The organism is Bifidobacterium gallicum DSM 20093 = LMG 11596 (genome assembly GCF_000741205.1).
Classification (GTDB): Bacteria; Actinomycetota; Actinomycetes; order Actinomycetales; family Bifidobacteriaceae; genus Bifidobacterium; species Bifidobacterium gallicum.
The window spans coordinates 22,808-44,414 of record NZ_JGYW01000001.1; the positions used below are offsets into that span (position 1 = coordinate 22,808).

The window sequence follows — 21,607 nt, forward strand, 5'->3', positions numbered from 1 at the left end:
AACGCCAAGCAATCTCGCACGGCTTCTTCACAATCGTGCGGGCCCTGCAGCCGGACCCTGCAGCCGGGCGTCGGCAGCCCGCAGCCCGCAGCCCGCAGCCCGCCGCCACCCGCGTCCCGCAGCGTCCCGCAACCCGCAAGCCTGCCTACTCCAGCCGTCCCCGACGATACAACCTCGCCCCCGTACGCAAGTCATGCGCCGTCGACCCCAAGTTCGCGGCCGTGTGCAGCAGACGCGCGGCCTGCGTGCGCTGCTGCCCAGCGTAGTGACCATCGCGACCGGCATGATCATCACGCTCATCGCGCCCGTCATGCCCATCCCGGCCATCCGCCGCAGCAGTCAGCCGACGGGCTTGCACGCGCAAACCCAGCGACACGACTTCAATGAACGTGGCCGCACGGTCGAGCGCCAACGGAAAATCGCCAGTGAACGCGCCCGCAAGGATCGAATCGGCCGTGCGCACGATGCCGTCGGCGTCCGGCGCGTCGTCCACGCCCGCAATCGCCGACGCGCTCGTGGCCACGGGCTCGCCCAGCCGCCACAGGCGCGCCAAAGAAGCGCGCTGACGAACCATCCACGTACGCAAGCAATACAAGCGCCACAGCACGCCGGGCAACGAGTCGGGCTCGGCATGGCTCCACAACTCGGCGATCAAGTCAATGCCCTCATGGTCCACGAGCGTGAGCGTGCGGCTCACAACCTGCGGATCGTCGGTCTCATGCACATGGCTGAGCAGCGCCCATGCGGTGGCATGGGCGATCTCACTGACCTGCTCAGGGTCAACGCCGCCGGCGATGCCTTCAATCAAACCCGGAGCCAGCTGGCCGGGGCGCGTGGGCCGCGGAGAACCCGCGTGCGTGAACCCGGCAGTGGTGGAAATGATCGAAGCGGACCCGGAGCGGCCAGACGAGCGCATGGAACGGCTGGCAGACGAACTAGTAGACAATAGGTTGCACTTTCTGAATATCAATGATGCGCGGCCCTTGCGGCCCCCGCGCGCTCGTGCCCGACCCGGCACCGGCGCTCGCACCCGGCACGAAAGTCAAGGCCAGCGCACTGCCCGTGGGCATGTACGGAGATTTGGCGATCAGCTGTTTGGCCAGCGACTTGCGCACGCACAAATCGCGCATGCGGTCAAACATGCCGCCAATGACGGGCCGATGCATGCAAATGAGTGTGGAACCAGCATGCTCCCACATCCCATCGATAACGCCGCGGAACGCGCGCCACGACTCGTCAGGCGAGTCGGCGAACGCATCCTCAGTCAACTCGTCGATGCCTTCCGGAGTAAAGCCCGTCTGCCAAGCCAGCATGCGCACGGTCTGCACGCAGCGGCGCCACGGGCTCGTGAACAGCACGGTCGGATTGTAACAGGCCAGTTCACGATCGAGCGCGTACGCGGCCGCCGAACCTTTGGGCGTGATCGGGCGCGAAGCTTCCGTACCGTCCCACGATTTGCGGGACTCGGCTTTGGCATGCCGCACGAGCAGCAGCGTGGCCGCTTGGGCCGCGCCCTCCTCAAGCCGGTCGACGAACACGGCCAGCACATCGCGGTCGGTCGAATGCGTCAACGTCTTGCGCGCCTGCTCGACGGGCATCCAAGCCACCTCGTCAATCTCGCCAATGTCGGCCCGATGCACGGGCCCGAACGCTTCCGACATGCGCTCGGCCTGCGTGCGGTCCAGTGTGGAAGCCATCCAGTACGACACCTGCTTGATCTGGTGCGACGAATTGGAGCAGCGTGTCTTGCGCGTGCGCTTGCCCTCGTTGCAGACCGGGTATTCCACGTCGGTCAAGTACGGTCCGAGCGCCACATGGCAGCCCGTCTCCTCACCGATCTCGCGCACTGCGGCGTGACGGTGCGATTCGTTGGCATCAAGCTTGCCTTTGGGCCAGCTCCAGTCGTCATACTTCGGGCGGTGCACGAGGCAGACTTCCACGTCACCGACGCCGGGTGAACCGGCAGCGGGTGTGGCACTGGCAACGGCCGCCGAACCCGCGCCACCCGCAGCGCCGCCCGCACCAGCACCCGCAGCGCCGCCCGCACCAGCACCCGCAGCTCCCGCACGCAACCTCCACACGATGCCTCCGGCAGCTTGCACCGACGCAGTTCCACTCATGCCGTACGCTTCTTCCGTGAATGCTTGCGGATCAGATACTCCTGGCTGTCCACGAGCGGACGACCGTCGTCATCCTTGGAGTGGCGCACATACGTGCCGTCCGACTCCATATGCCATGACATCGTGGAATCAGCCATCTGCAAGTCCACGTAGTCAATGAGTTCCTTGACCTGCTCGGGTTCGGTGATGCGCACAAGCGCTTCCACACGACGGTCAAGGTTGCGGTGCATCAAATCAGCCGAGCCAATCCACACTTCGGGTCCGGAAATCGGGCCCTCGCCAATCTGCGGACCCGCCGAGTTCGCGAACGCGTAAATACGGCTGTGCTCGAGGAAGCGGCCCAGGATCGAACGCACGCGGATGTTGTCACTCAAGCCCGGAACACCCGGCTTGAGTGCGCAAATGCCACGTTCCACAATGTCAATCTTGACGCCGGCCTGGCTCGCGCGATACAGCGCGTCAATCGTCTTCTCGTCAACAATCGAGTTGACTTTGATCTTGATCCACGCTTCCTTGCCGGCCTTGGCCGCCTCTTCCTCACGCTGGATGCGCTGGATCAGTCCCGCACGCACGTTGCGCGGCGCCACGAGCAGACGGTGGAAACTCGACTTGGGTGCGTAACCCGACAGCTGGTTGAACAGGCGCGCCATATCCTGGCCGACGACCGGATCGCACGTGAGCAGCCCCAGATCCGTGTAAATTCGCGCGGTCTTGGGGTTGTAATTACCCGTGCCCACGTGGCAGTAACGCTTGAGTCCGTCAGCTTCCTGACGCACGACGAGCGAGAGTTTGCAGTGCGTCTTGAGTCCCACGATGCCGTAGACCACGTGCACGCCTGCACGCTCGAGCTTGCGTGCCCAAGCAATGTTCGCGTCCTCGTCGAAACGCGCCTTGAGTTCCACGAGCGCGAGCACCTGCTTGCCCGCGTGGGCCGCGTCAATCAGCGCGTCAATGATCGGCGAGTTGCTCGAGGTTCGGTACAACGTCTGCTTGATGGCCAACACCTTGGGATCGGCCGCGGCTTGCGCCAGGAACGCCTGCACCGACGTCGAGAACGAGTCGTACGGGTGGTGCAGCAGCACGTCATGCTCGCGGATGGCCGCGAAAATATCTTGCGCACGGCTCGACTCGACTTCAGCAATCTGCCGGTTCGTTGTTGGCACGAACGGACGGAACTTCAGGTCGGGACGGTCGATGGCGCCGAGTTCGAACAGCACAGTCGCGTCGAGCGGCGTGGGCAGGCGGTAGACTTCGTCGGCCGTCACGCCCAGCTGGTCGGCGAGCAGTTGCGAAAGGAACGGCGACATCTGATCGCTGATCTCCAGACGGATCGGGGGTCCGAAACGGCGACGCAGCAGCTCTTTCTCGATTGCGTTGAGCAGGTTCTCGGCATCGTCCTCTTCGACGTCGATGTCTTCGTTTCGGGTGACGCGGAACGAGCGCGCTTCTTTGATGATCATGCCTGGGAACAGCGATTCCAGGTGCGCGATGATCAGGTTTTCCATCGTGATGAACCCGTAGCGCACTTCTGACGCGTCGTCCTCGGTCATGTCGTCGACGGGCACGAGACGGTTGAGGTTGTCGGGAATCTTGACCCTTGCGAAATGCGACTTGCCGCTCGTCGGGTTCTCCACAATCACGGCCAGGTTGATCGAGTGGCCCGAAATATAGGGGAACGGGTGGGCCGGGTCCACGGCCAGCGGTGTGAGCACGGGGAACACTTGCTGGCGGTAGTACCGGCTCAGGCGTTCCTGTTCGGCCACGGTCAGCTTGTCCCAGCTCAGCAGCACGATCTGCTCTTTGGCCAGGTCCGGCAGAATATGCTCGGCCACATAGTGGGCATGTTCATCTTGCAGACGGTGGGCCTGGTCGGAGATGGCGCGCATCTGTTGGCGCGGGCTCAGGCCCGAGGCCGACGGCACGGCGATACCCGAGTCGATACGGCGCTTGAGTCCGGCCACACGGACCATGAAGAATTCATCCAAGTTGTTCGCGAAAATCGCGGCGAAACTTGCGCGTTCGATGACGGGGATGTCTTCATCTTGCGCCAGTTCCAGCACGCGTTTGTTGAATTTGAGCCAGCTGAGCTCGCGGTCGAAGAAGCGGTCCGCGGGCAGCGGCTGCTCCCCGTCGTGCGTTTCGCGCCGGTCATTGTTATCGGTTTCGGCGATGTGTTCCGCAATCTGGCTGCGCAGAATCGCCTTTGAAGGTGCGTCAAAAATCTGTGTCATACCCACCACTCTAGGGGATGAATGTATCGTGTGCACGGCTTTTGTGCGTTAGGGCGCGTGAAAGTTTCGTTAAAGTTCCCTGAAAATCCCTCCCCACCCCCTTCTACCTCTCTCCCCACCCCCTTCTCACTCTCTCTTCCTTCCCCACACAACTTCCGTCCGGCCCGAATGCGCCCCCACCCCACTCGGCAAATCCCCTTTCGTACCCCGCACACCTCTCATCCTGCTTTCCACCTCTACTCAACAGACACCCTCCTGCATTTCACTCGCCCTGCGCACAGCTTTTTCCCCTTCAACCGCCTCCTTCAATCGACTCCGCCTTGCCCCTCACGAGGCGACCACCCCATCCAGTCGCCGCCTCTTCCAATCCGCCGCCACTCGTCTCCCACCCTGCTCCTCATTCCTTTCTCCCGTCCTGGTCCCCGACTCCCTTCGGTCGTCCCTTTCTTGCCGCCCAACCGTCCCTTCTCATCCTCTTCACCTTCCCTCCCAACGGCCGCCCGATCCAGCCGTCACCTTTTCCGATCCGCCAGGCGCCCGCCCCCATCCCGTTTCTCCCATCCCCCAGCCTCACTTTCTCTGCCCCTTTGTCCCTTCCTCGCCTCTTTTTACCGTCCCGCCCAACACCCGCCCCATTCAGTCGGCGCCGCTTCCGATCCGCCAGACGCCCTTCACACAACGCTCGCCCCATCCGGCTCTCGCCTCCTCCGACACCCCCTAATGCGACGTTCTCTCCTTTTATGCACAGCGTTGCTTCAGGTAGCGAACAACACGCCGAAGATTATCGCTATTTCTGTTCATTTGAACAAATCGCCGTCGAAACCTCACCAAACTTCACGAAACTGTGTGAGCTTGACCTCCCAAATGGACACATGCAACAAATATCGAACATCTCGCAAAAACCTCGGCGCCGAGGTTGCATCCCACAAAATGCTGAGCATAATTAGGAGCTACAAGGACAACTGAACAGCAGACCCACAAAAGTATATGGTCAGAAAGATTATTACGTTGAGCGGGTATTGGAAGGACTTACCGTTACAACGATGGTGTTGTGCAGAGATTCTGCTGGAGTTGAACTTGCAGGAGACCCGCCTCGGCGGGTCTCTTTTTTTACATATTAGCGTCTAATTTTTCCTCAACCCCCATCCCATTACACCTCAATTTTTCTTCAATCCTCCCCACCCCTTTAGCCACACATTTCCCTCTTCCTCCACCTACCTCCTCATCCCCAACTATGACCCCTAAGCGTCAAAGAGTCACGTACACACGCCCCTTCCCGCCATCCATCTCCTCACCGCCAATCTCCTTCTATCTCCCCACCATCCACCCTCACACCATCAGCCCTTACATCCTGCCCCACAGCTTCTGACCCCTAGATGTCAGAGTGTCACCCGCAATCGACTTGGGCATGGCGTGCTTAACCACTCTGACCCCTAGGTGTCGGAGTGTCACCGCGGTCAACCGTCCGGTCTTGCAGCAATGGGTCTCTGACCCCTGGGTGTCAGAGTGTCACTCTCACATGTTCCTCCCCAACCATTCGTCTTCCCACTAATATCCCTTTCCCCACCACCATCCCTTCTATTCCCCGCCTCTTCGAAGCTCTGACCCCTAGGCGTCAGAGTTTCATACACTCCACTTCCCTCCAGCGCATCCATCATTCCTTCCAGCGCATCCATCACCCTCTCTTCCAACCCATCATCGCCCCCTCAATATTTGACCCCTAGGCGTCAAAGCGTCACTCTCACGCACTCTCCATTCCACCTCCAATTCCCCTCTTCCCAATCGCCCAAACTTTCATACCAAAAATGCATCTTTCCTTACCAAGCCGGTACGGAAAAATGCAGTTTCCAACGTCAAAATGCATGTTTACTGACCAGGCCGGTCAGGAAAGACGCAGTTTCCGCCATCAAACCGTATCTTTACTGACCAAGCTGGCCAGGAAAGACGCAATTTCTGCCGCCAAAACGCCTCTCTACTGACCAGACTGGTCAGGAGAGATACAGTTCCCGTCATCAAATCGCATATTTACTGACCAGGCTGGTCAGGAGAGATGCAGAATATGCTGGCGAGTGTGGCGCGGACGTACCACCGCGGTACAAAACGACACATCTCCGCGTCACGTGCTGCGTCACTACAGCAGGCCCGCACGGAAAGATCACGAATTCACGAACAAACGCATGTTTCCGTATCAGGCCGGTCAGGAAAAATGCGGGTTCTGTCGCCAAAACGCATGTTTACATACCAGACTGGTAAGTAGAGATGCAGTTTCTGCCACCAACCGCATGTTTCCGTACCAGCCTGGTCAGGAAAGATGCAGTTTTCAACGTCAAAATGCATGTTTGCTGATCGGACCGGTCAGGAGAGATACAGTTCCTGGCACCAAAGCGCATGTTCGCTGACCGGACTGGTCAGGAAGGACGCAGTTTCCACCGCCAAAATGCATGTTCCCGTACCAGACTGGTCAGGCGAGATGCAGTTTTCAATGTCAAAATGCATGTTTGCTGACCGGACCGGTCAGGAGAGATACAGTTCCTGGCACCAAACCGCATGTTCGCTGACCGGACTGGTCAGGCGAGATGCAGAATTCGCGGGTGGGAGTGGTGTGGGGGATGGCGGGAGTGGTGCGGAGGTGGTGTAGAGGTGGCGTGGGAGTCGTATGGAGATGGTGTGGGGATGGGATGGGAGTCGTATGGAGGTAGCGTGGGAGTCGTATGGAGGTGGTGTGGGGATGGGATGGAGTGGTGTGGCGGTGGTGGCGCGTGAAACCAAGCTCATCAAGTGGTGTCTCAAGAAGTGGCGGTGGTGGCGCGCGGGTTGGCGCGGGCGGATTGCGGAGCATGAGAACGACGTATTGGTAGGCGGGTTGAGGGGGTCGGCGTGGGGCTCAAGGAAACTTACAGGATTGCGCGTGTAGGGTTAGGGGCAACGGACTTATGCCGGAACAAACGCCGGCCCCGGCGCCGGGCCCAACAGACCCAAGGAGGAAGCCATGGCCAAACTGATCAAGAAGCTGCTTATCGGCGGCGCGCTAGCTGCAGGTGCGAGCGCATTTGCGCTGGCACCGCGCTCATTCAACAACAAGCGCGCCAACTATGTGCCCACAATGCCCAATGTGCGTTATGCGCATCGCGGCTTGCATGACGCGGGTTCGGGACTTGACCCGCAGCACGCTGAAGACAGCGCCGCTTATGTGGCGATGGCGCGCACGATGGCCGAGCGTGCGGGATTCGGCTCGGCGAGCGCCGAAACGGCTATTGCGCCGGAAAACTCGTTGGCTGCGTTCGCGGCTGCCGCAGAAGCCGGGTATGGCATTGAGCTTGATGTGCAGCTGACGGCCGATAAGAAGGTCGTGGTGTTGCACGATCCCGATTTGCTGCGTGTGGCGGGCGATCCGCGCAACGTGCGCGATCTGACCTATGACGAGCTTGTGCGCATCCCGTTGTTCCCGGGTGCCAAGCCTGGCCAAAGCAAGGCTGAGCTGCTGCCGCTGGCCGATGAGAATCCGCCGCTCGTCACTACTCCTGACGAAGCTCCGAAGGGTTACTACCAGCATGTGCCGCTGCTTGAGGATGTGTTGGCGCTCGTCAATGGACGCGTACCGATCATTGTGGAGTTCAAGTTCCGTGATGTGCGCGCTTGGGATCCGGAAGACGATGAGCTTATGGAGCAAGCTTCCGATTTGCTTGAGGCCTACAAGGGCCCTTACGTCGTTGAATCGTTCAGCCCCGTGGCCATGAACTGGTATCGCAACCATTATCCGCAAGTGTGCCGCGGCCAGCTCGCGGAAAACGCGTCGCTCGGCAATGGGCCTGTGCCGTGGCTCGCGGGCATGCTCGCGCTTGATTGGCTGTCGCGTCCTGATTTTGTGGCGTATGACTGGAAAGACGGCAACAATGGCGCCTTGCGCCTCGTGCGCCAAATGGGTGCGCTGACCGTAGCATGGACTGTGCGCAGCCCGCTTGAACTCGCACAGGCCGAGCCTTACTTCGACCGTGTGATCTTCGAGGCGTTCGTGCCTGAAGCGCAAACGATTGAAGTCGTCACCGAGCACTGACGGCCGCTGCGGCCGCCCGTCGCAAGCCACGACGGCCGCATAGGACCGCCAAAGGCCGTGACCGCCGCCTTGGCATAGCAATGGGGTCGCGGGAATGCATGCATAGCATTTCCGCGACCCCATTGATATGTATGACGCTTGCCATTATTTGCGCCGTCGCGCCCGCTTGCGTGCCCGGTTCTTCATGAAGATGTCGACCACAATCCACACCGACAGCACGAACGCGGCCAGATACCCGAGGAATCCGACAACGGGAATGCCGAAGATAATCGGCTTCATGCCCGCGTAGTACACAATCGACGAGCCGACGAACAAGCCGACCACAATCAACGCCATCGTCAGACGGTTGACCATGTCGCTCATCGCAGCCAACGGCTCACGCGACCCCACGAGTTCAAAGTTCATGCGCAAATCGCCACGCGTGAGCATATGCAACGCCGTTTGCGCTTCTTTCACAGCCTTGAGCCCCGCATGTAACGCCGTGTGGCTTTCGAGCGCCACATTGCGCATCTCATCTTTGGCGAGCTGGATCTTGCCCGTGCCCGATGCAATGTGTTCGGAAATGATCTGGATCATGTTGACGTTCGGAATGAACTCGGTCAACAGTCCTTCCAACGTAACGAGCGCACGCCCCACCGTCGTGATCGAGCTCGGCATTTCAATGCCATGGCGATGCGCCATCGAGGTCAGCGCCCCCATGTATTGCGCCAAATCCAAATCCACAAGATCCACCGTGCCAAACTGTTGCACGATGCCGTCCAGATCGGCCAGCAGTTCGGGATAATCCACGGAATCGGCTTGCGATCGTGTGAACCGCAGCAGCGCGTCGGCCAATCCCGGCGAATCCTGCTTAGCTACGGCGAACAACATCTGTTTGAGTGCGGCGCGCGTCGGAGCATCAAGCCGGCCTGTCATACCCAAATCAAGCAGCACGATCTGGCCGCCATGAATCATGATGTTGCCCGGATGCGGATCGGCGTGGAAGAATCCCACATCCAAAATTTGCGACGCATAATTGTCAACGAGTTTCGTGCCGATTTCGGTCAGCGAGTAGCCGTCGGCCACGAGCTCCTTCGTATGCGCAATCGGAATGCCTGTCATGTATTCCATCACGAGCACATGTTCCGTGCACAGCTCGGGGAACGGCGTAGGGCAATCCATGTAGGCATACTGGTTGCAAAATTTCTTGAATTCCCACAGGTTACGCGCCTCGTTGAGGAAGTTCGTTTCTTCATCGAACGTGTCCCAGAGTTCCTCGATCACGCCTTGCAAATCCACGACTTGCGAATTGTGCATGATGTGCGTGGCGCCACGGGCTATGGAACGCATCAGCGAAATATCTTCGGCCATTGTTTCTCGCACGCCCGGCCGCTGCACTTTGACGGCCACATCCTCGCCCGTCACAAGCCTGGCGCGATGCACTTGCGCGAGCGACGCCGACCCCAGCGGCGTGGGATCCACGGACTCAAACACGTCGTCAAGCCGGCGCCCGTATTCGGTTTCGAGCGTATCGACGACCACGGCATACGGCATCGGGTCGGCGTCGGCACGCAGTTTGGCCAGCTCGTCGCAGAACGCTTGCGGCAGGATTTCCGAGCGCATCGACAGCACTTGCCCGACCTTGACAAACGTGGGTCCCAGGGCTTCGAGCATGTGCCGCAACTTGACGGGCGTGAGCCCTTTGAGCGCATCGTATTGCATCGCGATGCGCATGATTTGGCGCAGTCTCTTGATTTTCGAACGTCGCGTCAGATGGTATTCAGCTGCAATATTCTTGTGCCGTGCTCCAAACAGCCCAATCGTTTCGCTGGCCGCACGCTGCGTTTCAAACTGTTTGAGCCCGGGCACCTCGTCGTTGCCGGGTTCGTTATCAAGTTCGTTGCGGTTCGTCAGCTGGTCAGCGGCCGTGCCACTGCCGTTGGCCGCGTCACCATTGTCGCTCGCGATTTGAGCGAAATCAGCGTCTTCAACAGTTGTGGCGCTGTCTACGATGTTGTTCGCTTCATCCACGCGCTCACTCGCGCCAGGCGCTGTTGTGCTCATCTCTTCTCCAATCCCGCAACACTCCAGTTACACACCCCGTTCAGGCAGCAACACTCGAGTCACGCAACGCTTCAGTTCCGCAACACGGTCACTCCCGCAACCCGTTCAGGCATGCGTATGCCGCGGTTCGTGCGAGACGAATCGCGGCATGACAATTTCTCGGTTTGCCCGAAGGCGAGACCCGTAGAGGCTCACTCGCCTTCTTCCACATCCTTTTCGGCGTCCTTGACGGCCTTCTTGGCCGCATGCGAAATGCCCGTGGCGGCATTGTGCAGCTGCTCACCGGCCGCGTGCACGCGGTCCTTGGCTTCCGCGGATTCCTTCGACGCCTTGTGGGCCAGTTCCTCGTTCAGCGCCTTGCCCTGGTTGACGGTCAGTTCGCCCTTCTTGACGAGGTCGTTGATGATTTCGCTGCCCTTCTCGGCCGTCGTGGCCAGCGCGCCCACGCCCGCAAGGAACACCTTGCGCAGGCCCTCGCCCAATCCGTCCGCGAAGCTGTTGTTGTTATCCGCCATGTTGACCTCCTTAGGTCCCGGCATTGCCGTGGTTACCGGCGCCCCTTCGGCCGCCGCTCGTTGGCTCCACTCTACACTCGCGCGCCCGAAAGTTTGCTGAATGTGGGCTGTGCCTTCTTCGGTAACGCAACTGGCCGTCCGTACACTGATTTTTTGTATTTCCGCCCAGGCCTCGTGGGGCCGCCATGCGCTCAGCGCGGCCGTTGCATGGCTACCTCGCGCGCATGCGTGGCATCCGCGTCGATCCTCACCAATTCATCACGCAGGGCTTGGCTCTGTTGCGGCTCAAACGCGCCATAGCGATGTTCAGCCGCCTTATGGATCAGGAAGTCGGCGACCACAGGATTCTTCGGCAGCAACGAACCATGCATGTACGTGCCGATCACGTTATGCACGCGCGCACCTTCGGTATGATCCTGCCCGTTGTTGCCCATGCCGTCGGACTCCACAAATCCCAAGGGCTGAGCATGTTCGCCCAAGAACGTTTGGCCCGAATGGTTCTCATAGCCCACAATCGGGCCAAAGTCGTCCGAGGTTTCCATAAGGTTGCCGATCATGCGCACATCACGACCCACCGTATACGCGTCAATGATGCCGATACCCTCGATTTTCACGCCATCCTGCGTTTCAAAATAGCTGCCAAACAACTGGTACAGGCCACAAATCACGAGCATTGGCACATCATTGGCAGCCAAATCACGCAACGCGTCGGCACGGCGCTGGAAGTCCTCGCCAATCTTCTTCTGGCCCGTATCCTGGCCGCCGCCACCAAGCACCATGTCCACATGGTCAGGCCAAGCATCGTTCTGGTTGTAAGCATGGATGCGCGGTTCGTAGCCATAAAGCGCAAGGCGGCGCTCAATCGTGAGCACATTGCCCGTGTCGCCATAAATGTTCATGTCGCGCGGATACAACCACAGCACGTCGATTGGGCGTGCGGAGGGGGAAGTGGCATCTGTGGCGTGATCAGAAATCATCATGAAGCTCCTTACCTGCCCACACCCGCGTCGGACACGGACGTGAAATCGGCGAGACGCGAACGCACAGCCAACATGGACGTGTACGTGCAATAAATGTGCTTGACGGGCGCCGGGTCCTGTAAAAACTTGGGCAGAGCCGTATCAATGTCGGGATCGACGGCCGCATGCGGCACGTTGTCGTAATCAAGACGCAACGCCATATCCCAAGCGCGCACGCCCGAAACCATGGCGACACCCTGCTCACGCAGGCTTGTGAAATCAACATCCCACAGCCAACTCATGTCACGGCCGTCGGCGTACTCGTCGTTGATCACGATCATCGTAGCCGCATCGTCGGGCGGGAATGACGCGAGCGAAAGGCGGAAACCCATCGGATTCTTGACGAGCAGCAACTCGACAACGGAGCCGTTGACTTCGATGCGCTCGCCGCGGCCGAACGCCGGGGTGACGGCTGCGAGCGCGTCCAGCTGGGCGTCAATTCCAGCTTCAGCGAAACGTGTGAGACGCATATGGAAGCCATCAGAACCGAGCCGTTCCATGCGGCGGAACGTGGCCGGGTCGAGCAGCGCGGCCTGCGCGTCGCGTTGCACGGCGCGCACGACGGCCAGCGCCGCCGCGGCATTGTAGAGATTGTAGACGCCCTCAAGCTGCACGTCAGTCTCATGTACGGCGCCGTCGAGTCCGAAGCTGGCATGCTGGACGCCGAACGATTCGAGCGTGACGTCAGCGTCGATTGCGTCGGCGTAGGAACCAGAGTCAATCGTGTCAACGTCGACCGTCACGGGCGCGCCAGCTGATTGTGCGTCGAACGTCGTGGCCATGTCGTCGTCGGTCGGGAAATAGTGGCGTAGCGCGGGATTGAGTCCGAAGAACGTGGTCGACACGCCTTGCGGCACGAGTTCGGCGAGTGCTGAGATGCGCGGGTCTTCGCGGTTGAGCACGACACAACCCGTCGTGGCCTGGGCTACGGTGCCGAGCAGACGCGCCGTGTTGTCGATTTCGCCGAAGCGGTCGAGCTGGTCGCGCATCACGTTGAGCAGCAGCGCGTGACGCGGTTGCATCTGATGTACAAAATGCACGGCGTAGGCTTCATCGAGTTCGAGCACGGCGATGTCGGCGTCCAAAGCGCCAGACAGTGTGACTTCGTTCAGCAATGCCGAGACAACGCCGCGTGTGAAGTTCGAGCCCGTCGGGTTCGTGAACACATGCAAGCCCATGTCAGACAGCATTGAAGCGACCATGCGCGTCGTTGTGGTCTTGCCATTGGTGCCCGACACGAGCACGACGCCCAACGGCAGGCGGCTCAATGTGCGGCGCAGGAATCCGGGGTCGATGCGTTCAATGACTTTGCCTGGGAACGCCGAACCGCCATGGCGTGTCAGACGTGCGGCCCAGCGCACGGCTTTGCCGATAGCCGGCGTGGCGAACGCGTGCCAACTGCGCGGTGAGGGCGGCATCGATGCCGGTGCTGCGGGCAGGGATGACTGCCGGGCGCTCTGAGCTGCCTGGGCTGGCTGGACGTCGGCAGCCGATGCGAGCGCGGATTGCCCGTTAGGTTGCCCGTTGGATTGCGATGCGGGTTTGACCATCTCACACTCCCTGTGCGTAGTCTTGCGGCATGTCTTGGAAGCGTGAGAACGCGCCTTGGAATGCCAGGTTGAACGTGTCGGTCGGGCCGTTGCGGTGCTTGGCCATGATGATGTCGGCCTCGCCCGGACGGTCTTCCTTGTCGTAAAAATCGGGACGGTGCACCAAAAACACGACGTCGGCGTCCTGTTCGATCGAACCTGATTCACGCAGGTCCGACAGCTGCGGTTTCTTGTCGTTGCGCATTTCGGGACCACGGTTGAGCTGGCTCAACGCCACCACAGGCACCTCAAGCTCCTTGGCCAGCAGCTTGAGCGCACGCGAAAACTCGGACACTTCCTGCTGGCGGCTCTCAATCTGCTTACCCGAACTCATCAGCTGCAAATAATCGATGACGACAAGCTTCAAATCGTTCGTCTGCTTGAGCCGGCGGCACTTGGCGCGGATTTCCATCAGGCTCATGTTCGGCGAATCGTCAATGAACAACGGCGCGTTGTTCAACCGTGAATAGAACTGGTTGAGCGTGCCCCAACGCTCCACCGTCACGTCCTCGGGCCGTCGCATCGCGGCCAACGGAATGTCGGTCTCGGCCGCGATGATACGCTGCGCAAGCTCGACCTTGCTCATCTCGAGACTGAACACGATCGTCGTCAACCCGTGATGCAACGACGCGGCACGCGCGAAATCAATGCCGAGCGTCGACTTGCCCATGGCCGGACGGCCCGCGACCACGACCATCTGGCCCGGTTGCAAGCCTTGCGTCACATCGTCAATGTCACGGAACCCCGTCGGCACGCCCTTGGCGATATTGCCCTTCTGGATCTCGTCAATCTGCGTCAACGCCTCGTTGACCACGTCGCTGATCGGCGCGTAATCCTGGCGCACACGGCCCGCGCCCATCTCGTAGACTTCGGACTGCGCGAGGTTGACCACATCCTCGGCCTGCGCGCCGTCGGCGCTGAACCCCAACTGCACGATGCGCGTGCCCGACGCGATGACCTGACGCAAAATGGCCGCGTCATGCACGATTTTCGCGTAATACGTGGCATTGGCCGCAGTCGGCACACTGGCCACGAGACTATGCAGATAATCCGACCCGCCCACCTTCTCAAGGTTGCCCTCATCGTTGAGCTTGTTGGCCACAAGCACCACGTCGGCCGGCTCCGACTTGGAAAACAGGTCAATGATCGCGTGATAGATCGTCTGATGCTGCGGCTGATAGAAATCAGTGGGCTCAATCATCTGCGAAACCTCACCGATCGCGTCCTTGCTCATCAACATGCCACCCAACACTGCCATCTCGGCGTTATCGTCATGCGGCGGCACACGGTCGAACAGCGCGACATTGTTGCGGTCGTCCTGTGAATGTGTGTAGCTCGATGAAGAAGATTGCGATTCTGCCATAGCCATGAGTATAAGCGTGGGGCTAAGCAGAGGCACCCCCACCACTGCGCCACATCACCCCGACACGCGCGGTGCACAACAGTGTGGATTACTTTTTGGCAAATTGTCCACTTATCCACATGATGGGGATAACCTTGTGGATAAGTGCACTTGTTATCCACAACGGTGGAATAACTCTGTGGATAACACGGGGATAACTACCCGGCGCACTCCACAATGTGCCCAACCGACTTGCACAACACGCACTGGTTGTGCTAAAGGGCGGCCAAAAACTGGCCGCCCCGCGTCCCAATCCCCATTACTTGCGCTGCCGCCTTACTTGCATTGCCGGCGCACGGCTCGCGCCATCGTCGTCACGAGTGAGGATTGCCAACTGCTCCAGCCTGTGCGCCCCGAAATCGTTTCGCCCGATGTGGCGCCCAACGAGTTCATGTCGGCGCGCGTCAGATCGAACAGCATGTCGAGCAGCACGGCATCGTGCCGCACAGCCTCGGCCAAGGCGCCCGTAACGGCCTGATCCTGCGGGCTGGCCGAACTGGCCGCTTCCGAAAGCTTCAAATGCAACTGCACGAGCAATGTGACCCAATCGGCGATCTGCGCGCCATATCCCAGACGTTCCACAATCACACGCGCATGACGCATGCCCTCGGCCGCATGGTCGTCAATGCCGGGTCGCTTGCCAATGTCGTGCAGAATGCCGGCCAACAGCAGCGCTGTGTAATGCGCATCGTCATACTCGCCGCCTGCGCCCAGTTCCACGGGCCGCGTGCGCGTCAGACGTGACGTGACCTCGACCATATGCCGGTCAATCGTGTAGCGGTGCGCGGCCGAGGCCGACGGCCTGTTGCGGATCGCTTCCCATTCGGGCATCATGCGCGCAGGAATGCCTGCAAAATCAAGGCTTTCCCAGACAGGCAGCAGCCGGTCGCCCGATCCGAGCAGCTCAAGCAACAGCGCGCGCATCTCGTCGTTCCAATCGTGGTCGCGCATCGGCACTTGCGCGAGGTTGGCCAGCGTCGTGGGGTGGATCGCGCACGCATGCTGTGCCGCCTGCACGGCCGCGCGCAACGCGAGCGCGGAATCAGCCGTCACGTCCGTGTCGGGTGCGAGCACAATCTCGCCCTCGTGCAACGCAAGTCCTGGAGCCACCGTCTCGAACTTCGGCGCTTCACGCTTGCCTTGCGCGCGCGGATGGCGGATCTGGAAGAACGAGAACCGCGGCTTGCCTTGTGGCAGCGTGCGTTGCGCCCTCGAAGCCGTCGAGTCGAGTGAGAACGCGATTGTGCGGCCCAGACGCGCGAGCATCGTTTGCAGATCGTCAATCGAGCGCGCCGCCCGCTCGTCTTGCGGCAACGTGGGGTCGGCAAGGCCGAGCATGGCCGCGACGGGCGCCTGGTATGCCGACAACAGCAGGTTCGTATCTTTGCGCGCGGCCAGGTGGATCGCGTCACGCGCGTCCAGCAAGCGTTCGAACGCCACATCGTAACGTCCGTGCGGCCGGTCCGCGAGCCATGAGGCCGCGATCGCCTCGAGCAGCACGGCGTCACGCAATCCGCCGCGCGCTTCCTTGACGTCGGGCTGGTTCACGTAAGGCAGCCGGCCGAAGCGGTCCAGTCGCGTTTTCGCCGACTCGAGCAGCTCGGGCAACCGTTGGCGCGCGGCCTTGCGCCAGCGTTCGAGAATTGTTAACGCTGTTTGATTAATGATTTCCGCATCCCCTGCCAGTGGCTTAACATCCAACCATCCCATCGCCGCAGGTAAATCGTGGTCGGTCACAGCCTGGCATTGCGCACGCGTGCGCACCGAATGGTCGAGGTCCAAGCCCGCATCCCAAATCGGGTACCAGATCGCATTGGCCAACATGTTGAGCTGGTCGGCAGACAGCGCATGCGGATCGTGGATGATCACAAGGTCAAGGTCCGAGTAGGGGCCAATCTGGCCGCGCGCAAGCGAGCCAACTGCGGCCAAACCGATGCCTTGGGTTGGCACGTCGAAGTCCAAGCCGTCCACAGCTTCCTGCCACAAGTTGCGCAATGCGCACTCCACAGCTTCGGTACGCGCCGCACGCTTGGCTGCACCGTTGCGGTACACGCCGTCGTCATCAAGGCGGCTGATCGTTAGCAGTTGGTCTTTGAGGCCATCAAGGCTCGAGGTCATGGCAATCCTTTGTGCAAACAGGTGGGTAGTGGGGCGGCGAGTGGGGACTGACAGCGGCTATGTGGCGTTGGCGGAAATCAAGAAAAACAGCGCCCAATAAGCCGTCGAACAGTGCGATAGGTATGAAAAACCCCGCGTCCGGACTGGATGCGGGGCGGGACAGGATCAGATGGCGGCCGAACCCGTTTCACCTGTGCGCACGCGAGCGACCATGTCGAGCGGCGTGACCCAGACCTTACCGTCACCGATCGTGCCCGTGTTGGCTGCCTGGATGACCACGTCGACGAGAGCCTCATAGTCGGCGTCATCGCAGATGACTTCCACACGCACCTTCGGCATGAGGTCGACCGTGTATTCGGCGCCGCGGTAGATCTCGGTGTGGCCGCGCTGACGGCCGTAACCGTTGGCTTCGGAAACCGTCAGGCCGTGCACGCCGGCGGCGGCCAACGATTCCTTGACTTCGTCGAGCTTGTGCGGCTGAATGATTGCGGTAATGAGCTTCATGGATTACTTCGCCTCCCTGATGACGGAGCTGGCGGTGCCAGCGAAATCGTATGCACGTTCGCCCTGGTCGGCCAAATCGATGCCGGCGACTTCCTGGGCTGGCGTGACGCGCCAACCCACAGTCTTCTCGAGCGCGAACGCGATGATCGTGGTGATGACGGCGGAGAATGCGATAGCCACCAGCGCGATCACAATCTGTACGACGAGTTGTCGCCAATCGCCGCCGCAGAACAGGCCCGTGTCTTCCATGAAGAAGCCGAGCGCGACGGTACCAATCAGACCGCCGACACCATGCACGCCGACGACGTCAAGCGAGTCGTCATAGCCGAGCTTGTACTTGAGGCTGCAGGCGAAGCAGGTGACAATACCGGCGATCAGGCCGAGCACGATGGACCAGATCGGCGACACGACATCGGCGGCCGGCGTGATCGCGACGAGACCGGCAACGATGCCCGAAGCGGCGCCGATGGCCGTGTAGTGGCCCGTACGGATCTTCTCGGTGAAGCCCCAGCCGAGCATTGCTGCGGCAGCGGCGAGCGACGTGGACACCCAGGCGTAGCCGGCCGTACCGTTGGCGGCAAAAGCCGAACCGGCGTTGAAGCCGAACCAGCCGAACCACAGCAGGAATGCGCCGAGCATGACGAACGGCACGTTGTGCGGACGCATCGGTTCCACACCGAAGCCCTTACGCTTGCCAATGATCAACACGATGACCAGGGCAGCGACTGCGGCGTTGATGTGGACGACGGTGCCTCCAGCGAAGTCGTGGGCATGGGCGCCGATGGCCTGCGAAATCGGGCCGTCAGCGGACAGCAGGCCGCCGTTCCATACCATGTGGGCCATTGGGGCGTAGTCGAACGTGACCCACAAGGCCACAAAGATCATCCACGTGCTGTACTTGACACGTTCGGCGATGGCGCCACAAATCAGAGCGACCGTGATCATCGCGAACGCGGCCTGGAACGCCACATCAACGCTGGCCGGGTAATCGTTGGCGTTGAGCGTGGCCGATGTGAACACACCATCTTGGGCGACCATCGTGTCCTTGAGCAGGAAGCCCGTGGCGGGGTCACCGAACACGCCGCCGACCGAATTGCCGGCGTAAGCGATGGACCAGCCCCACAGGCCCCAGATAATCATCGTCACTGACAGGGCCGCAGCCTCCATCATCAGCATGTTCAGCACAGCCTTGGCGCGCACCATGCCGCCATAGAACAGTGCCACGCCCGGTGTCATGAGGAACACAAGCGCCGCGGACGTCAGGATCCACGCGGTATTGCCGGAATTGAGCACTCCCATGCGGTTACCTCCTCCTATGTCTTCTTAGATGCTGTTCGCGTCGTTCCTTGACTGAACGGAACGACGATGCAGATTTGTCTCTCCATGTACATGCGGCGCTGCAGCAGGCAGGCCATCACGGGTCCTATGCAACGGCGCGCTCATGTTGCCAATGTTTCGTGCGTTACAGGCATGTAAATGCCCCCGTCAGAAAATCTTGATTTTTCAAGGTTTCTGCGGGGGTACGCCCGAGCGTTCCATAATGTGGACCCGCAGGTTCAGTGTTTTTAGTCGAGAATGCCGTCCACGAACGACTCGGGATCGAACGGTGCAAGGTCATCAGGGCCTTCACCTACGCCAACGAGCTTGACCGGCACGCCAAGCTCCTTTTGCACGGCAATGACAATGCCACCCTTGGCCGAGCCGTCGAGCTTGGTCAGCACGACGCCCGTAATGCCGATGGCCTGAGCGAACACCTTGGCCTGAGCCATGCCGTTCTGACCCGTCGTGGCATCAAGCACAAGCAGCACTTCGTCCACGGGCAGGTTCTTCTCGGTCACGCGGCGGATTTTGCCGAGCTCATCCATCAGGTTGGCCTTGTTTTGTAAACGGCCGGCCGTGTCGATGATCAGTACATCAGTGTCAAGTTCCTTGGCTTTGGCCGACGCTTCAAACGCCACAGAAGCCGGGTCGGCGCCATCGCGTTCCGAACGCACAATCGGCACACCGACCTTCGCGCCCCACGTCTCGAGCTGGTCAGCGGCAGCGGCGCGGAACGTGTCGGCCGCACCAAGCAGCACCTGCTTGTCTTGGCTGACAAACAGTCGAGCCAGTTTGCCGGCCGTCGTGGTTTTGCCCGTGCCATTGACACCAACCATGATGATGACGCTGGGCTTGTCGGCATCAGGCTTGTCGGCATTCAGACGCCGGTCCACGTCAGTACCCACGAGTTCAAGCAATTGCGAGCGCAGCGCATTGCGCACTTCGGACGCATCGGCCGTGCCCGTCACGCGCGCGTCACGGCGCAGTTCCTCCACGAGATGTTCGGAAGCTTCGGCGCCCACATCGGCCATGAGCAATGTGTCTTCCACATCTTCCCAGTCGGCTTCGGTCAAATGGTCTTTGGCCAAAATGTTGAACAACGCTTTGCCGAACGGGTTCGCCGATTTCGACAGGCGTTCGCGCAGCCGCTCAAGACGGCTCTTGCGACCTGCTGGCTTTTCAATGTGTTGTTCAACCGGCACCGGCACTTCCACGTCGAGGTCGAGGTCGGTGACGAGCATTTCGGATTCCGGCAGACCCTCGGACGTTTCGGCTGTTTCGCGCTGCGCTTCTTCATCGGCGCGCTGCATCGGCGTCAGCGGTGGCGCATTGGCCTGCGCTGTGGATTCCTGACTGGATTCGTTGGGCTGCTGCGTGGCGGTTTGGGCGGCTTTGGCTTCGGCAGCGCGTTCAGCCGCGAGACGCGCGTCAGCTTTGGCTTTGGCGGCTTCCTCATTGCGCCGCAGATTGCGTTTGCGTGAGCGGTCGAGCCAGATCCCTCCGACAATGAACAGGGCGGCGACCACAACCACCGCAACAATGGCGATAATCGTATTCGTATCCATGCCTCAAGGCTAGAAGCCGAGCGTGACACCCAGTTGGCGGGTGGTGGGACACTGGAACACATGGCCAATGCTTCGAGAATGTCGTCATACCAACGTCGTGAACAGCTGATTCGCGTGGGACGTTCACTGTTCGCATCCAAAGGGTTCGAATCGGTCAGTGTGGAAGAAATCGCCGCGCATGCCAAAGTCAGCAAACCGATTGTCTATGAGCATTTCGGCGGCAAGGAAGGCTTGTATGCCGTGATTGTGGACCGCGAGATGCGTTCGCTGACCGAAACGCTGTTCGACGCGCTGTCGGAAAACGGTGACGCGCATCCACGCCAGATTGTGGAGCATACGACGCTGGCGCTGTTCACTTATATTGAGGAGCATTCCGAAGGGTTCCAGGTGCTTGTGCGCGATTCGCCGTCCACCGCCGACTCGCAAAGCTCGTTCTATTCATTGTGGGGCGACGTGTGTTTGCGCGTTGAGGAAGTGCTTGAGCAATGGTTCAAACGCCAGCATCTGCCCACAAAATATGTGGGCCATTATGCGCAGATGCTCGTGGGCATGACCGTGTTCACGGGCCAGTATTGGGCCAATCAGCGCAGCACGCTGAGCCGTGAGGAGTTGGCCGCGTTGACCGTGAATCTGGCTTGGCATGGACTGTCACGCTTGGAGCCCAAGCCGTCTCTGATATTCGATGAGGACGATGACATGGCCCTGGAGGTTGGCGGAAATACCAATCAAGAAGACGACGGACTTGAGGAAATCGTGTCGGCCGTGCCCTCCACAGCCCGTAGCGGCAAAGTTGATGCGCGCGAACGCAAGCGCATGCTCAAGGAAGCTGAAAAGGCCCAGAAAGAAGCCAAACGGGCGCAGCTGGCGGCTGAGCGCGCGCAACAGCGGGCGATGCTGGCCAGCGCCAAAGCCAAGGAAATCAGCGAACAACTTGAGGCGACGACCGCGCCAACCGAGGAATACAAGCCAACACCCGACGTGCCGGAATCCGAACGTTGCGCTGGCGACGATGCCGAACCCGCAGCGCACTGAACTTGACGACAATGGCTGATAACAGCTCATGACGGACTGTACCTGACCAATTTGCGGGCGCTGCGGTAGACTGGCTGACGCTGGCGACACCGGCT

General features: G+C 60.5%; 14 protein-coding genes. 2 read left to right on the forward strand and 12 right to left on the reverse strand.

Features of this window, described 5'->3' with window-relative positions; all coding sequences use genetic code 11:
- Window positions 1–145: 145 nt before the first annotated feature.
- Genes BGLCM_RS00100 through BGLCM_RS00110 form a run of 3 tightly spaced genes read right to left on the reverse strand, consistent with a single transcriptional unit; the run spans window position 146 to window position 4,351 of the window.
- Window positions 146–916 carry a hypothetical protein gene (locus tag BGLCM_RS00100; RefSeq protein ID WP_006295482.1) on the reverse strand — a complete coding sequence of 257 codons (771 nt, stop codon included), beginning with the start codon at window positions 914–916 and terminating at the stop codon, window positions 146–148.
- A gap of 19 nt (window positions 917–935) precedes the next feature.
- The gene (locus BGLCM_RS00105; RefSeq protein WP_006295483.1) at window positions 936–2,120 is read right to left on the reverse strand and encodes an NUDIX hydrolase; all 1,185 of its coding nucleotides are present in this window, start codon (window positions 2,118–2,120) and stop codon (window positions 936–938) included.
- Window positions 2,117–4,351 carry an RNA degradosome polyphosphate kinase gene (locus BGLCM_RS00110; protein ID WP_006295484.1) on the reverse strand — a complete coding sequence of 745 codons (2,235 nt, stop codon included), beginning with the start codon at window positions 4,349–4,351 and terminating at the stop codon, window positions 2,117–2,119. The genes BGLCM_RS00105 and BGLCM_RS00110 overlap by 4 nt, the downstream gene beginning before the upstream one ends.
- A 2,989-nt stretch (window positions 4,352–7,340) precedes the next feature.
- On the opposite strand from BGLCM_RS00110, the gene BGLCM_RS00130 reads away from it, so the two are divergent.
- Complete coding sequence (locus tag BGLCM_RS00130; protein ID WP_006295491.1) at window positions 7,341–8,405, forward strand: glycerophosphodiester phosphodiesterase family protein; 1,065 nt, start codon at window positions 7,341–7,343, stop codon at window positions 8,403–8,405.
- Between the two features lie 144 nt (window positions 8,406–8,549).
- Here the strand turns inward: BGLCM_RS00130 and BGLCM_RS00135 are convergent, their stop codons facing one another.
- From BGLCM_RS00135 to ftsY, 9 genes are all read right to left on the reverse strand, one after another.
- On the reverse strand, window positions 8,550–10,448 hold the full coding sequence (locus tag BGLCM_RS00135; protein WP_006295492.1) for an ABC1 kinase family protein: 1,899 nt from the start codon (window positions 10,446–10,448) through the stop codon (window positions 8,550–8,552).
- A 191-nt stretch (window positions 10,449–10,639) separates the two neighbouring features.
- Window positions 10,640–10,963, reverse strand: coding sequence for a phasin family protein (locus BGLCM_RS00140; RefSeq protein ID WP_081450412.1), 324 nt, complete (start codon window positions 10,961–10,963; stop codon window positions 10,640–10,642).
- 191 nt (window positions 10,964–11,154) lie between these two features.
- Window positions 11,155–11,943 carry a type 1 glutamine amidotransferase gene (locus tag BGLCM_RS00145; protein ID WP_006295494.1) on the reverse strand — a complete coding sequence of 263 codons (789 nt, stop codon included), beginning with the start codon at window positions 11,941–11,943 and terminating at the stop codon, window positions 11,155–11,157.
- Window positions 11,944–11,951: 8 nt separating this feature from the next.
- Window positions 11,952–13,400 carry a Mur ligase family protein gene (locus tag BGLCM_RS00150; RefSeq protein WP_044084376.1) on the reverse strand — a complete coding sequence of 483 codons (1,449 nt, stop codon included), beginning with the start codon at window positions 13,398–13,400 and terminating at the stop codon, window positions 11,952–11,954.
- A gap of 133 nt (window positions 13,401–13,533) precedes the next feature.
- Complete coding sequence (gene dnaB / locus BGLCM_RS00155; RefSeq protein WP_006295496.1) at window positions 13,534–14,940, reverse strand: replicative DNA helicase; 1,407 nt, start codon at window positions 14,938–14,940, stop codon at window positions 13,534–13,536.
- A 309-nt stretch (window positions 14,941–15,249) separates the two neighbouring features.
- On the reverse strand, window positions 15,250–17,091 hold the full coding sequence (locus tag BGLCM_RS00160; protein ID WP_006295497.1) for a nucleotidyltransferase domain-containing protein: 1,842 nt from the start codon (window positions 17,089–17,091) through the stop codon (window positions 15,250–15,252).
- 165 nt (window positions 17,092–17,256) lie between these two features.
- Window positions 17,257–17,595 carry a P-II family nitrogen regulator gene (locus tag BGLCM_RS00165; RefSeq protein ID WP_006295498.1) on the reverse strand — a complete coding sequence of 113 codons (339 nt, stop codon included), beginning with the start codon at window positions 17,593–17,595 and terminating at the stop codon, window positions 17,257–17,259.
- A 3-nt stretch (window positions 17,596–17,598) separates the two neighbouring features.
- Window positions 17,599–18,894 carry an ammonium transporter gene (locus tag BGLCM_RS00170; RefSeq protein ID WP_006295499.1) on the reverse strand — a complete coding sequence of 432 codons (1,296 nt, stop codon included), beginning with the start codon at window positions 18,892–18,894 and terminating at the stop codon, window positions 17,599–17,601.
- Between the two features lie 266 nt (window positions 18,895–19,160).
- The gene (gene ftsY / locus BGLCM_RS00175; RefSeq protein ID WP_006295500.1) at window positions 19,161–20,480 is read right to left on the reverse strand and encodes a signal recognition particle-docking protein FtsY; all 1,320 of its coding nucleotides are present in this window, start codon (window positions 20,478–20,480) and stop codon (window positions 19,161–19,163) included.
- 78 nt (window positions 20,481–20,558) lie between these two features.
- On the opposite strand from ftsY, the gene BGLCM_RS08730 reads away from it, so the two are divergent.
- Window positions 20,559–21,512 carry a TetR/AcrR family transcriptional regulator gene (locus BGLCM_RS08730; protein ID WP_420796137.1) on the forward strand — a complete coding sequence of 318 codons (954 nt, stop codon included), beginning with the start codon at window positions 20,559–20,561 and terminating at the stop codon, window positions 21,510–21,512.
- Window positions 21,513–21,607 lie beyond the last annotated feature (95 nt).